We start from the raw sequence: 13,125 nt of genomic DNA, 5'->3' as shown, positions 1-13,125 counted from the left end.
TGTGTATTGTAGCCGAATTTACTAGCATAGTGCTTACTCGATTGTTGCGGTGATTCCCTAAATGCGAATACTTAGAGCGCCTGTGCTTGTTGTTTCTGTAATAAGTAGTGCTTTGTTTTTACAAGGTTGTGGTCAATCTTCAGATCATGCTGAAAAGAAAGCAGAAATTAAAGCTGCGCCTAAATTGACCAATGATGCGACCACTTATGCACATGAAGCATGGCGATTCATGAACGAGGCAGATCCTTATGTATATCGTAAGCAACGGAATTTAATTGAAGAAAAGGTACGTAAACCTGCGCGTAAACTGAGTACAGAATGGCGTATAAACGTCAAAATGACGGACTCGGTCACTGAAGGCAAATATGCGTTGTGTCGAAAAGCATTGACCAGTTTAGATGTTTGGGCGCGTGAAACCATGGAAAACTCAGCGACAGTATCGCAGAAAAAAGCGGATTACGAACGAGACAAAGCACAATGTAAAGATGCACTAGAGCATCCAGAATTAGGCAATACAGACCCGAAGAAAAAGGCATTTAGTTCATAAAATTTGCATGTTTAAAGCTGCATTGTGGTTTATAAAATTACAATGCAGATGCGAAAACAGCCACGACGATAATAGAAAATAACACTGTCTTGATTAATTTAATGCATTATCCTGATGTGATAAAAAGTGTATAATTTACGTGAAAAGTCACATTTATTGTCGTGAGGTTATCGTTCTATGTTGAAAACATCTATGCTTGCTTTAAGTCTTTTCTGGGTATTCAGTTCAACTGTGAATGCTCAGATTGAACAGCCGAAAGTACACGCTGCTTTACATTTTTCTGTTGCACAAGAAGTTGCACCTTGCACCAATGGCTTTGATGAGGTCAATGTCTGTCAATTAACCTCTTAAATTAATGTTGCTTTTTGGTGCCTTTAATATTTAATGCACATTTATGGTGAAAACTTTTGCACCATAAAATGACCGTTGATGTTGATGAATTCAACTCTGTCGAGTATGTGCCAAGCGATGTAACTGTTCCTGATCTAAAATTTCAATTTTTTTAAATGCCAGATTTAACACACCAAGTTTTTCTAAAGCCTGCAATTCCTGATTCACCGTTTGCCGTGAGCAAGTTAGCATCTGTGCAAGTTGCTCTTGACTGAGTTGAATGACATTTTTTTCAATCAGGACATGATTGCCATAGCCTTGTAAAATCAGCATTAATCGTAGAGCAAGCCGTTGTCTGATGGTCTGAGTTTGAATTGAAATCAGCTCTAAAAAGGCAATACGTAATTTCTGGCTGGTGAGTTGAGCAATATGAAACCAGAACTGAGGCTGTGTAGTAAGTAAAGTGTGGATAGCCGCACTAGGAATATGCAGGATTCGTGTTTTTTGAATCGCAATGGCATCGTGGGAGCGCGGTTGCTGATCAATTAAAGAGATTTCACCGAACCACATGATGGGTTCTGCAATTGCAGCAATAGATTCTGTACCTTCAATATCGACATAACCTAAGCGTACTGCACCATCGAGCACCGCATAGATTCCATCAAAAGCATCTCCAGAATAAAAAATAGCTTGTTCTTTCTGATAGTGCTGTATAAGCGCATGTTCCTGAATAAACTGCTGAAAAGGAACTGGTAGCTCAGAATACCAACGATTATTGGCAAGATGTTGAAGATCATCCATTTGCAGTGTCATAGACATCCTTATATTTTGAATTGTCGGCTAGATGACAACTATAAAAATGATTTTTTTATATAGTGAGTTGATGCATCTTACAAGGACGATTCCGATGAGTAAATTAGAACAACTTTTAAGCCAGTACGCGGCTTATCATCTTGATCATAAAAATATTTTAACGCATTTTGTGGGGATTCCGCTGATTGTGTTCTCCATTATGTGTTTGACTGCACGGGCAGGGTTTCACTTTTCAGGATTTGAAATCACCTTAGCATTGGTCTTGATTATAGTGTGTTGTGGGTATTATTTGAAATTAGATCTCTGGTTTGGCTGTATTATGTTATTGCTATTTTCTGCGGTCTATCCTTTGGCATTAAAGATTGCTGGTTTAGGTTTTGCGGTGTGGTTAATGCTGAGCATTGGTATTTTTGTGGTGGGCTGGGTATTTCAGTTTGTTGGGCATTTTTATGAAAAGAAAAAACCTGCCTTTGTCGATGATTTAGTCGGTTTGATCATTGGCCCTTTATTTGTGTTAGCCGAAGCGATATTTATGATGGGCTTTAGAAAAGAATTGCAACAACACATTCTTGAACAAGCCAGAAAACAAAGAGCTGCAATGGATGCAAAAACTGTGAATGCTACGACATCTTAATATTATTTAAATCTTTATATATTTTAATCCAATGCTCTGCGATATGGAGCATTGGATACAGTTTCTCAAAAGTTAAAATACATATAGGGATGTAGCCACTTTATAAATGCAAAGTAATGCACCACTTAGCAAAATAAGAACGCCCAATATAAAGCGTAGTTGATGAAATGATGACATAGGTAGGTCAGTGGCTGCGTACATATTACTGAATGGCCTGTTCATAACGACGGTTGACTTCCTGCCAATCGACGACATTAAAAAATGCGGCAATGTACTCAGGACGACGGTTTTGATATTGAAGATAATAAGCATGTTCCCACACATCGAGTGCTAAAACGGGCGTGTGACCCTGCATGAGTGGCGAGTCCTGATTGGCGCTGCTCTCTACCAATAATTTTTGATTTGGGGTAACTGTTAGCCATGCCCATCCACTACCAAAGCGGGTGAGTGCCGCTTTGGTAAAAGCCTCTTTAAAGCTGTCAAATCCACCCAGCTCAGCCTCTATCGCTACTGCAATTTTACCTATAGGTTGTCCACCGCCTTGAGGACTCATAACAGTCCAGAATAAGCTGTGGTTGGCATGTCCACCTGCGTTGTTGATGACATTGTTTTTGAGTTGTGTTGGAACATCATTTACCTGAGTGACTAATTGCTCCACAGTTAAGTTTTCCCACGGTGTCCCTTCAATGCCTGCATTAATATTGTTGATGTAGGTTTGATGATGTTTACGATGATGAATCTGCATGGTTTTCGCATCAATATGCGGTTCGAGTGCATCATAGGCATAAGGTAAATGGGGAAGGGTATAAGCCATAGCATCATCCTTTCAATCTAAGTTTTTAGTTATGAATAGGAGTGTAGGTGATGTTGGATTTAATGTAAATATAATGATAATAATTATCATTATATTTATCATGTAGTGGCCGCATTATCTATGTCCAGTTTGATTCTGTTCTAATGGAGGATGGATCAAGAGGTGGGTAAAAGCATAAGATTAAAAGAACATAATGCCCTTATGTAGATGGTGCAAAAAATACACTAATGAAGGCGTTCTTGTTGAATATCAGCAATAAAAAAGCCAGTGTAATCACTGGCTTTTTAAAACATCTAAGTTAATTAGACGTTGAAACGGAAGTGTAAAACGTCGCCGTCTTGTACCACGTAAGTTTTACCTTCTAAACGCCATTTGCCTGCTTCTTTGGCACCCGCTTCGCCGTTGTATTGAATGAAGTCATCATAAGCAATACATTCAGCACGGATAAAGCCTTTTTCAAAGTCAGTGTGAATCACACCCGCAGCTTGTGGTGCAGTTGCACCAACTTTTACAGTCCAAGCACGAACTTCTTGTACGCCTGCTGTGAAGTAAGTTTGTAAGCCAAGTAATGCATAACCTGCGCGGATCACCACGTTAAGACCAGGTTCTTCCATACCCATCGCTTCAAGGAATTCAGCACGGTCTTCATCTTCAAGTAATGAAATTTCAGCTTCGATTTGGTTGCACAGTGGAACCACAATTGCATTTTCTTCAGCAGCAAGTTTTTGCACTGCTTCTAAATGTGGGTTGTTTTCGAAACCATCTTCAGCCACGTTGGCAATGTACATGGTTGGTTTTAAAGTCATTAAACCAAAACCACGCACCAATTTGCGCTCATCGTCATCAAGCGTAGCAGCACGAGCTGGTTTACCTTCATCTAATAAAGGTAGAATTTTGTCTAGAACTGCTTTCGTTGCAATGGCTTCTTTGTCGCCACTTTTCGCTGATTTTGCTAAACGTGTAACGGCTTTGGTTACAGTTTCTAAGTCAGCAAGTGCAAGTTCAGTATTGATGGTAGCAATATCATCTAAGGGGTCAATTTTACCATTCACGTGAATGACGTTTTCATCTTCAAAACAACGAACAACGTGTGCAATGGCATCAGTTTCACGAATGTTGGCAAGGAATTGGTTACCAAGACCTTCACCTTTAGATGCGCCTGCAACCAAACCTGCGATATCTACAAATTCCATTGTGGTTGGAATCACACGTTGTGGTTTTACGATTGCAGTTAATTTGTCTAAACGTAAATCTGGAACAGGAACAATCCCTGTGTTTGGTTCAATGGTACAGAACGGAAAGTTTTCTGCCGCAATTGCTGCTTTAGTTAACGCATTGAAAAGGGTAGATTTACCAACGTTCGGCAAGCCGACAATACCGCAATTAAAACCCATGAAATGACTCACAACGTATTATTTAAAAATTGGCGCTGATTTTACATGAAAGCCATGACAAAGTCAGGTCATGGCTCGTATCTTTCTTTTCGGCACCTTCAAGTGCATGATTGTTAAACTTTTCGCTTGTCTAGTTGTTGTGCAAGAGCATCTCCTGTTGCTTGTACCAACATAACCAGAACCACTAAAACTACAATGACCGCAAGCATCATCTGCATATCAAAGCGTTGATAACCATAACGATAGGCAATATCACCTAATCCACCTGCGCCAATGGCACCTGCAATCGCTGAAGAATTAATCATGGTGACAATTGTTACGGTAAAGCCTGCCACAATTCCAGGTAAAGCTTCAGGCAGTAATACATGCCAAATGATTTGTTTACGGTTACAACCAATTGCTTGCGCGGCTTCAATTAAGCCCTGATCGACCTCACGTAAGCTCACTTCTGCAATGCGTGCAAAAAACGGTGTTGCAGCTAAGGTCAGAGGCACAACGGCAGCCCAAACGCCATAACTGGTGCCGACAATCAAGCGCGTTAAAGGAATCAAGGCTACCATTAAAATGAGGAAAGGCACCGAACGGGTAATATTCACCACCCAACCCAAAGCTTGGTTAATCGGTTTTGAGGGATAAATGCCGTGTTCACTGGTATTCACCAGTATGACTGCCATAGGTAAGCCAATCAGGAAAGCTAAAATCGCGGATACACCGACCATAATCAGCGTATCAACAGTTCCTGTGAGCAAAAGTTCAATGAGTTGGTCGTGCATAGCCCAATACCTCAATTTTGGCAAACTGGTGTTGCAGTTGTTGTTTAAGCTGATGGATATCCAGATCATGGTGTGGCACAGTCACCACAAATTTTCCAATCAAATGTTCCTGAATCGAATCAATATGACTTTGATACAGATGAACAGGGCGATTGATTGCCGAGAATATCGAATTTAGATCGGGTGAATGTTGTAGAGGCGAGGCATAGCTTAATCGCAAAATCACATGACTTGATTCTGCTATAGGTTGCTCGTGTAACTGAAATGGCAAATCCAATTGTTCTAAATTGAGCAACTCTTGGGTAATTTGCTGCTGAGGATTGGAAAATACCGACCAGACTTGTCCAGACTCCACGATTTGACCGTGTTCAATCACCACCACTTGATCGCAAATTTCACGGATCACTTGCATTTCATGAGTAATCAAGACAATGGTAATACCGAGGGTTTGATTGATTTCCTTGAGCAGTGACAACACCACTGAGGTACTTTCTGGATCAAGTGCAGAGGTCGCTTCATCACATAACAATATTTCAGGATGATGTACCAACGCCCGGGCAATGCCGACCCGTTGTTTTTGCCCACCTGAGAGTTGGGCAGGATAGTGTTGCGCTTTATTGCTTAAGCCAACCAGTTCTAGCACTTCGCTGACGCGTTGCTCAATTTCAGCAGCGCTGTAATGGGCAATTTTAAGCGGTAGCGCGACATTGTCCCAGACGGTTTTGGCAGACATTAAATTGAAGTGCTGAAAGATCATACCAATGCGTTGACGTAATTGGATGAGTTCTGCATGATCGAGTTCCGCCAAATTCTGTTGGTGGATGTGAATGCTACCTTCACTGATTTTTTCTAGGCCATTGAGTGTACGCAATAGGGATGATTTTCCCGCACCACTTTTACCAATAATGCCGAAAATCTTACCTTCAGGAATATCCAAATCGATATTTTTTAGTGCATGGACTTGCTGATTTTGTACTGCATAATATTTGTTCAAATTACGGATTTTGATGTGTGGAAGGGAAAAATCCACATGAGAACCAAAACTCACCATTGTCTTTCTCCTTATTTCCAGCCTTCAAACCACATTTTGCTGCCAAAATCTCGGTCTAAAATCTCTTGAACTTTTTTAGAGTTTTGGAAAGCTTTAACGAACGTGGCTAATTTTTGATTGTGATCGCTATAGTCTTTACGCGTGACGAACAAAATTGCATATTTTTTATCGATAGGATCGAGAAACAGAGCGCTATGCGGATCGGTTACTTTCGCCATTTTTAAGTAATGCGGAAAACCAAAGATGAGGTCGGCATCGTTATATGCATGTGCAGTTTGTGGTCCTTCAACTTCAATAAATTGCAGTTGTTTTGGATTTTGAACGATGTCCTGCACAGTCGAAAGTTCGTTATTGATATCTTTCAATTGAATTAAACCTGCGCGGTGCAGCAGAATCAGCGCGCGGGCAGAGTTCACAGGATCATTCGGAATGACCACACGGGCTTTGTTTGGAAGTTGCTGTAAAGACTTATATTTCTTTGAATATAGTCCAACATGGCTACCTGTACCCGTGGCAAAGGCATGTAAGTCATATTGAGTTTCACGAATTGCATTGCGTAAAAAGACGCTTTGCTGGAAAAAGTTGGCATCAATATCGCCGTTTTGTACTGCGACATTTGGTGCATGCCAGTCAGAAAATTCGACCAGTTTGACCTGAATACCTTGTTTTTTCACTTCATCTGCAACACTTTGTAGCAGTTCGGCATAGGGTGGGCTAATGCCAATGGTTAAAACGTCTTGTTCGGCTTGGCTTTTGCCGTAACGGTAAACCGCTACAGCAGAAATCAAAATCACGACTGCCAGTCCAATCAGCCAGGCCTTACGATTTTTGCGGGTAAAAACTGAATTTGTCATTGCTCAATCTCACTTCCAGCCTGGGAACCAAAGTTTTGAGCCAATTTCATCATTCAACGTTTGTTTAACCTTGGCAGAAGTTTGATAAATTTTGATAAATTTTTCTAATTGTGCTGCTTTCTCTGGGTGTTGCTGTTGGTAGTCATCACGCACCACAAATAAAATGGAATAACGGGTATTGGTATTGTCATCTAAAATCAGCGCATCATTCGGGTCAATGGTTTTGGCAAGACGTAAATAATGTGGGTAGCTGAAAACTAAGTCAGCATCATCCACTGCACGTGGCGTTTGCGGACCTTCAACTTCAATAAATTGCAGCTTTTTAGGATTGGCAGCAATGTCTTGTAAGTTAGATAAATGATTCTCTGGATTTTTTAAAGTAATCAGTTTGGCTTGTTGTAAAAGCAACAATGCACGACCTTGATTCACAGGATCATTTGGAATGACCACACGGGCTTGATCTGGTAGTTCATCCAGTGAATGGTATTTCTTGGAGTATAGGCCGACATGCGTTGTGACGCCTTTATCCAATGCTTTCAGTTTGAATTGAGTTTCTTTGATGGCATTGTCCAAGAAGGGTTGATGCTGGAAATAATTGGCATCAATATCGCCATGATTCAAAGTAATATTCGGGGTATTCCAGTCGGAAAATTCCACCAGTTTGACATTGATCCCTTGTTGTTTCGCCTCTTCGACGGCAACCTTTAATGGGTTAGCAAAGGGTGGGCTAATACCAATCACTAACTCGGTATTGCTGCTCTTTTTATGGTAACTCCATGCCACAAGTCCGATCACCAGTGCAGCGACAAGTACCCCTAAAAAGGTGAATTTATTTTTTGCAGTTAAAGCCATGTTATCTCTCGTATTTTTAAATTTACAGCAGTTAAGCTGTCTGTTTTTCTGAATGTGTGGTTAAGTCTGGAGTCGAATTTGAGCTTAAACATCGGAACTGCTGTACAGGATGATGGTCGGCAAGATGGTCGCCTTGTTGAAACAGTTTGTGTCTTAAACTGCCTTCGCTGTAGCTTGTTTTGTAGCGCCCACGTTGTTGTAATTCAGGAATGACATAACGAATAAAGTCTTGATGTGATTCTGGGGCAACCGTGCGGGTCAGATTAAAACCATCAATGCCTGTTTCATCGATCCACTGAATCAGTTGTTCCGCCACAGCCGCGCCACTTCCAATAATGAGAGGGTAACGTCCACCCAAGACATGCTGTGCTTTTAAGTCATTGCGTGTAATGGTTTGCTCTTTAAACTTTTGATTGACCGAGGCTATGCTATTGGTTTTTTGATAGGGAATGGCCTCATCATCTGCAAATTTGGATAAATCGATGCCCACTGAACTGGAGTAATGTGCCAAACCTGCTTCTGGACTGGCGTAGCGGATATATTCTGCTAATTTTTCCTGTGCCAGTGCATCCGTTTCGGCGGTCACAACCGTAATCCCGACAAAGATTTTTACCGTATTGGCATCTCGACCTTGAGCAACTGCGAGGGCACGAATTTTATCGACCTGTTGCTTAATCTTCTCTGGTCGATCTCCACCAATAAAAATACCTTCTGCATGTTGAGTCGCAAATGCTAAACCACGCGGAGAAGCCCCAGCCTGATATAAAACAGGGGTGCGTTGTGGTGAGGGAGAGACTTGAAACACCCCCTGACTTTGATAAAACTGTCCCTGATGCTGAATGGCATGTACTTTAGCGGGATCGGTAAAAATACGCTGTGCTTTATTTTTCAGTACCGCGTCATTTTCCCAAGAGCCTTCCCAAAACTTATAGCAAAGCTCAAGAAATTCTTCGGCTTGGGCATAACGCAGGTCGTGTTCTTTTAGGCCTTTTTGTCCCACCAATCGTTCTGCGCTATCTAAATAACCCGTCACAATATTCCAACCGACACGACCTTGGGTTAAATGATCTAAACTGGCAAAACGACGGGCAAATTGATAGGGATTTTCATAGCTTAAATTAACCGTAACACCAAAGCCCAAATGTTGCGTTGCAGCAGCCATAGCTGAAACCAAGGTACTTGGATCATGACTCGGTAATTGAATCGATTCTTTCAGGGTTAAATCAATACCATTCTGATAGACATCATAAACACCCGTAATGTCGGCAATAAATAGACCGTCAAATAAGCCTTTTTCTAGTGTTTGTGCCAATTCAGTCCAATAACTGAGTTCATTAAAACGGTGCGATTGATCTCGCGGATGTGTCCATAAACCATGATTGATATGTCCAACCGAATTCATATCAAAAGCATTTAAAATAATCTTTTTCGGCGTTTGTTGTGTCATTACAAAGTCCCCCGACGAGGAGGGCGAATGCCATTGAGGGTGAAATTGGCAATGAAGTAATACTTCCAGCGTGCCGCATCATGTAAGGTATGTACGCGGGCATTACGCCAGAATCGGTCTAAACCATCTACACGCTGGCTACCACGGCTACCTGCCAATTCAATCAGTTTGGACGATGCTTTAAGTGCGATTTCACTGCTATGGGCACGTACTTTGGCAACGTCTAAAGACGCTTGAGTAATGTTGTCTTCAGTGGGTTGCGGTTTGGCGGCATCGATAGAGCGAGCGGCTTGTTTTAATAACACTTCGCTAGCGCGAACATCTGCCACGACACGACCTAATTCTAATAAGGTGAGTGGGTCTTGGGTTGCAGCATCTACACCTGAATCAATCCAAGGACGGGCTTGACGAACGCGAATCAACGTTTCTTCAAAGGCAGCACGGGCGATGCCGGTTTCAATTGCCGCATGCATAATTTGGGCAAAAGGTCCAACCAAAGTAGGCTGTTGAAAGGCTTGATCGAAAGGAATCACATCTTCCGTTGCGACAAAGACTTGATGGAATTTGACCGTTCCACTGCCTGTGGTGCGTTGTCCAAATCCCGACCAATCATCAATCAGCTCTAAGCCTTCACTGTTACGCGGAATAAAGGCCAAAAACTCACGGTCATGGGCATCTTTGACTAAAGTTGGAATACGATGTGCAAATAAACTACCCGTGCAATAGAATTTTTCACCATTGACGATAAAACCATTCGCTGTCGGAGAAATTGCGGTTTGTTTTTGTGCGGCATTCTTGGTTTTAAACTCTGCAAGGGCATTACCAAAGCGTGCACCTTGCAATACTTCCCGATAAAGCTTTTGTTTTTGTTGTTCTGACCCTGTATTACGTAAAACTTCCAAGGCATAGAAATGGTTTTGCGGAATCTGACCGATTGAACCATCCACACCACTCATGAGGGCAATAATCTGTGCCACGGTATAGCTTGAAACGTCAGCACCACCATATTGTTTAGGCACCGTAATGGCCCAAAGTCCAGACTGGCTATAAGCTTCAATTTCTTCAAACGGCAAAATACGTTCAGCATCGCGCAGAATTGCATTGTGCTTGAATTGTTCTGCCAAGGTATGCGCAATTTCTAAGGCTTCGGCATCGGATTGAATAATATGTGCAGGTGCAAGTTGCGCTGCCTGTGCAGGGGAAATACTTTGATATGACGTCATGTTGCTCTCCTTAAATCCATGCATGGCGGGCAGGTAATTGATGATTCAGGTAATAATCGCCAAGCGCATGCAGTTTCCAGCGCACTGGGTCATGTAGGGTGTGCACACGTGCATTACGCCAGTGCTGATCTAAATTGAATTGACTTAAACTCGCACGACTGCCCCCGAGTTCGAGCAGCTTTTCGGAAATATTCAGTGCCGCATCATTGGCATAAATTTTGGCTTCAGCGACGAGAATAGAGGCACGTGCTGCTTGCTCATCGGTTACACCCTCAAGCTGATCTAACTCATCTAAATACTCTGCGGCTTCATCGAGCAGTAAAATAGCGGCTTCAAGTTGAATTTGCAGTTTGCCTACTTCTTGTAAGGTGTAATGCTCAAAGCTGGCTTTTTCCACTTGGGCATCGACAATGGGACGCGCTTTTTTGACGGTTGCCAGCGTATCTTCAAAAGCGGCTTCTGCAATGCCCACATCAATGGCAACTTGTAAAAGTTGCGAATAAGCCCCGCGATAGGTTGGTGCTGCTGTTAAGAGACGTTCATCAAAGATCAGGAAAGGATCAATTTCCACATGGTTCAGACGGACTGAGCCACTCGATGTTGTACGTTGTCCAAAACCATCCCAATCATCAATGACTTCAATGCCTTGCGCTTCACGATTTACGATGACGAGTACTACATGACCTTCTGGGTGAATGGCCTTAATGGCTAACCAATGCGCGAAGCTGCTGCCTGTTGAATAGAATTTTTCACCTTGAAGATAGTAGTGACTATTCTCCAAACTTAATGTGGTATTGAGTGTTTTCGCATCTTTGGTATGGCGTTCTGGTCCACCATTGGCAAGGCGTTTACCTGCTAGAATTTCTTGAAAAATGAACTGTTTTTGCGCTTCAGTGCCCATCAAGTCAATGAGATAGAGCAAGCTAATTTGATTCTGTGGGATTTGTCCTACACTAGAATCGGCTTTATTTAAAATACGGAATACACGTGCCAGTGTTTTATTGGACACATAAGCACCGCCATATTGTTTGGGAATTCTTAAACCGCCTAAGCCTTTTTGGCTAAATTGTTCAACTTCTGCAAAAGGTAATGCTCGGTTTTGATCGCGAGCATTGCGACCTTCAAGGGCAAAGTCCGCAACTTGGTAAGCGGCATTTATTGCATCCTGATCATTTTCGATGATCTGTATGTTTTTGGAATTGATATAAGCCATGATGACACCTTTGAAACAATGTCAAAACGTTAGTCTGTCTGTTATAAAAAATTAACTGACTGATTTCTATGTACTTATGAAAAACAATGTTTAAAACTTAAAGTGGTAAAGTTTGAATAAATTTAGATAAGTTAAATGATTGATTTTAATTAATAATTATAATTTTAAGGTTTTTAGGTTGTTCCAAAAATGGAAGGTTATCTTGTTTAAAGATATTCAAGACAGAAAATTGTATAACCATATAAGGTTAAGACGTATTTATTTTGGGATAAAAAGGACATTGTGTTTCTGGCTTTGACTGACTAAAGTAACAGACTGAAAGCGTTGGTTTTCTGAATAAATCAATGTTCCTCTCATCTTTTGGAGTGTTTATGCGAATTTTATACCAGTTTCCTTTATCTCATTATTGTGAGAAAGCTCGCTGGTTACTCGATTATAAACAACTCGATTTTGTTGCACAGAATTTAATACCAGGTGTACATCGTGCTTTTGCACAACTCAAAACAGGGCAGAATAAACTGCCAATTTTACGAGACAATGAGTATTGGGTTGCAGATTCAACCCAAATTGCATTGTATTTAGATCAGACTTATCCAGAACATGCTTTATTACGTGCAGATTCACATTTAAGAGAAGTTGCATTAGAAATTAATGCTTTGGCATCAGAGCTTGGCTTACATGTACGCCGTTGGGGTTTAGCGCAAAGTTTATCGGAAAGTGATGAAACTTTAGACATTATGATTGGTGAAAAAGGCTATCTACGCCAATTTGAGAAATTTTCTAAACCGATATTAAAAACACTGGTGTCTAAGAGTTATCAGCTTGATACTGAAAAAGTTGAATATTCTAAGCATCAGATGGAACAACTGATTACTGTATTGAATCAGAAATTATTAGAAAATGATGGGCGTTATTTTGTGGGTGAGCGTTTGGGACTTGCCGATATTTCAGTCTGTTCCATGCTTGCACCTTTATTAGAAATAGCTGGAACCCCTTGGGAGCGTGAAGAAGACTACATTTCGGGCAGTTCTGAAGAGTTTTATGCATTTAAGCATCAACTTTTAGATTTACCTTTGGGACAATATGTACAGCGTATTTATTATACCGAACGCAATGCACGTGTAGACTGGCGCGGCATGTAATCTTTTAAGAACCACTCAAGTAAAAAGATAGTTAAATA

General features: G+C 41.3%; 14 protein-coding genes. 4 read left to right on the top strand and 10 right to left on the bottom strand.

Annotated elements, in window-relative coordinates; all coding sequences use genetic code 11:
• The first annotated feature begins 61 nt into the window (after positions 1-61).
• The gene (locus M5E07_RS10435; RefSeq protein WP_116762608.1) at positions 62-547 is read left to right on the top strand and encodes a hypothetical protein; all 486 of its coding nucleotides are present in this window, start codon (positions 62-64) and stop codon (positions 545-547) included.
• A gap of 177 nt (positions 548-724) precedes the next feature.
• Positions 725-898, top strand: coding sequence for a hypothetical protein (locus M5E07_RS10430; RefSeq protein ID WP_252219072.1), 174 nt, complete (start codon positions 725-727; stop codon positions 896-898).
• Between the two features lie 90 nt (positions 899-988).
• On the opposite strand, the gene M5E07_RS10425 is transcribed toward M5E07_RS10430, so the two are convergent.
• Positions 989-1,690 carry a Crp/Fnr family transcriptional regulator gene (locus M5E07_RS10425; protein ID WP_252219070.1) on the bottom strand — a complete coding sequence of 234 codons (702 nt, stop codon included), beginning with the start codon at positions 1,688-1,690 and terminating at the stop codon, positions 989-991.
• A 94-nt stretch (positions 1,691-1,784) separates the two neighbouring features.
• On the opposite strand from M5E07_RS10425, the gene M5E07_RS10420 reads away from it, so the two are divergent.
• Positions 1,785-2,324 carry an Mpo1 family 2-hydroxy fatty acid dioxygenase gene (locus M5E07_RS10420; RefSeq protein ID WP_252219068.1) on the top strand — a complete coding sequence of 180 codons (540 nt, stop codon included), beginning with the start codon at positions 1,785-1,787 and terminating at the stop codon, positions 2,322-2,324.
• Positions 2,325-2,526: 202 nt separating this feature from the next.
• On the opposite strand, the gene M5E07_RS10415 is transcribed toward M5E07_RS10420, so the two are convergent.
• The 9 genes from M5E07_RS10415 to M5E07_RS10375 all read right to left on the bottom strand — a co-directional run bounded on the left by M5E07_RS10415 (position 2,527) and on the right by M5E07_RS10375 (position 11,945).
• Positions 2,527-3,138, bottom strand: coding sequence for a superoxide dismutase (locus tag M5E07_RS10415; RefSeq protein ID WP_252219066.1), 612 nt, complete (start codon positions 3,136-3,138; stop codon positions 2,527-2,529).
• 302 nt (positions 3,139-3,440) lie between these two features.
• Positions 3,441-4,532: a redox-regulated ATPase YchF gene (gene ychF, locus M5E07_RS10410; protein WP_252219063.1), complete on the bottom strand. Its 1,092-nt coding sequence runs from the start codon at positions 4,530-4,532 to the stop codon at positions 3,441-3,443.
• 113 nt (positions 4,533-4,645) lie between these two features.
• Positions 4,646-5,305 carry a methionine ABC transporter permease gene (locus tag M5E07_RS10405; RefSeq protein ID WP_252219060.1) on the bottom strand — a complete coding sequence of 220 codons (660 nt, stop codon included), beginning with the start codon at positions 5,303-5,305 and terminating at the stop codon, positions 4,646-4,648.
• A complete protein-coding gene (locus M5E07_RS10400; RefSeq protein WP_252219058.1) occupies positions 5,286-6,356 on the bottom strand; it encodes a methionine ABC transporter ATP-binding protein in 1,071 nt (356 codons plus the stop codon). The genes M5E07_RS10405 and M5E07_RS10400 overlap by 20 nt, the downstream gene beginning before the upstream one ends.
• Before the next feature lie 11 nt (positions 6,357-6,367).
• Positions 6,368-7,210 (bottom strand): MetQ/NlpA family ABC transporter substrate-binding protein, encoded by an 843-nt coding sequence (locus M5E07_RS10395; RefSeq protein ID WP_252219055.1) that lies wholly within the window; start codon positions 7,208-7,210, stop codon positions 6,368-6,370.
• A gap of 9 nt (positions 7,211-7,219) precedes the next feature.
• Complete coding sequence (locus M5E07_RS10390; RefSeq protein ID WP_252219051.1) at positions 7,220-8,062, bottom strand: MetQ/NlpA family ABC transporter substrate-binding protein; 843 nt, start codon at positions 8,060-8,062, stop codon at positions 7,220-7,222.
• Positions 8,063-8,093: 31 nt separating this feature from the next.
• On the bottom strand, positions 8,094-9,509 hold the full coding sequence (locus M5E07_RS10385) for an LLM class flavin-dependent oxidoreductase (protein ID WP_252219048.1): 1,416 nt from the start codon (positions 9,507-9,509) through the stop codon (positions 8,094-8,096).
• Positions 9,509-10,732, bottom strand: a complete 1,224-nt coding sequence (locus M5E07_RS10380) for an SfnB family sulfur acquisition oxidoreductase (RefSeq protein WP_252219045.1) — start codon at positions 10,730-10,732, stop codon at positions 9,509-9,511. The genes M5E07_RS10385 and M5E07_RS10380 overlap by 1 nt, the downstream gene beginning before the upstream one ends.
• Positions 10,733-10,742: 10 nt before the next feature.
• On the bottom strand, positions 10,743-11,945 hold the full coding sequence (locus M5E07_RS10375; protein WP_252219042.1) for an SfnB family sulfur acquisition oxidoreductase: 1,203 nt from the start codon (positions 11,943-11,945) through the stop codon (positions 10,743-10,745).
• Positions 11,946-12,316: 371 nt separating this feature from the next.
• Between M5E07_RS10375 and M5E07_RS10370 the strand changes: the two genes are divergently transcribed.
• Positions 12,317-13,087: a glutathione S-transferase family protein gene (locus M5E07_RS10370; RefSeq protein ID WP_252219039.1), complete on the top strand. Its 771-nt coding sequence runs from the start codon at positions 12,317-12,319 to the stop codon at positions 13,085-13,087.
• Positions 13,088-13,125: the final 38 nt, after the last annotated feature.

It is taken from the genome of Acinetobacter tibetensis (assembly GCF_023824315.1).
Taxonomy (GTDB): domain Bacteria; phylum Pseudomonadota; class Gammaproteobacteria; order Pseudomonadales; family Moraxellaceae; genus Acinetobacter; species Acinetobacter tibetensis.
Note: the sequence above shows the minus strand (reverse complement) of the source record. Positions and strands in the feature narration are given on the sequence as shown.

What these genes read in the sequence shown, in the direction of transcription:
- M5E07_RS10435 (WP_116762608.1), top strand. Translation starts at nt 62, where the DNA reads ATGCGAATACTTAGAGCGCCTGTGCTTGTTGTTTCTGTAATAAGTAGT.
- M5E07_RS10430 (WP_252219072.1), top strand. Translation starts at nt 725, where the DNA reads ATGTTGAAAACATCTATGCTTGCTTTAAGTCTTTTCTGGGTATTCAGT.
- M5E07_RS10425 (WP_252219070.1), bottom strand. Translation starts at nt 1,690, where the DNA reads ATGACACTGCAAATGGATGATCTTCAACATCTTGCCAATAATCGTTGG.
- M5E07_RS10420 (WP_252219068.1), top strand. Translation starts at nt 1,785, where the DNA reads ATGAGTAAATTAGAACAACTTTTAAGCCAGTACGCGGCTTATCATCTT.
- M5E07_RS10415 (WP_252219066.1), bottom strand. Translation starts at nt 3,138, where the DNA reads ATGGCTTATACCCTTCCCCATTTACCTTATGCCTATGATGCACTCGAA.
- ychF (WP_252219063.1), bottom strand. Translation starts at nt 4,532, where the DNA reads ATGGGTTTTAATTGCGGTATTGTCGGCTTGCCGAACGTTGGTAAATCT.
- M5E07_RS10405 (WP_252219060.1), bottom strand. Translation starts at nt 5,305, where the DNA reads ATGCACGACCAACTCATTGAACTTTTGCTCACAGGAACTGTTGATACG.
- M5E07_RS10400 (WP_252219058.1), bottom strand. Translation starts at nt 6,356, where the DNA reads ATGGTGAGTTTTGGTTCTCATGTGGATTTTTCCCTTCCACACATCAAA.
- M5E07_RS10395 (WP_252219055.1), bottom strand. Translation starts at nt 7,210, where the DNA reads ATGACAAATTCAGTTTTTACCCGCAAAAATCGTAAGGCCTGGCTGATT.
- M5E07_RS10390 (WP_252219051.1), bottom strand. Translation starts at nt 8,062, where the DNA reads ATGGCTTTAACTGCAAAAAATAAATTCACCTTTTTAGGGGTACTTGTC.
- M5E07_RS10385 (WP_252219048.1), bottom strand. Translation starts at nt 9,509, where the DNA reads ATGACACAACAAACGCCGAAAAAGATTATTTTAAATGCTTTTGATATG.
- M5E07_RS10380 (WP_252219045.1), bottom strand. Translation starts at nt 10,732, where the DNA reads ATGACGTCATATCAAAGTATTTCCCCTGCACAGGCAGCGCAACTTGCA.
- M5E07_RS10375 (WP_252219042.1), bottom strand. Translation starts at nt 11,945, where the DNA reads ATGGCTTATATCAATTCCAAAAACATACAGATCATCGAAAATGATCAG.
- M5E07_RS10370 (WP_252219039.1), top strand. Translation starts at nt 12,317, where the DNA reads ATGCGAATTTTATACCAGTTTCCTTTATCTCATTATTGTGAGAAAGCT.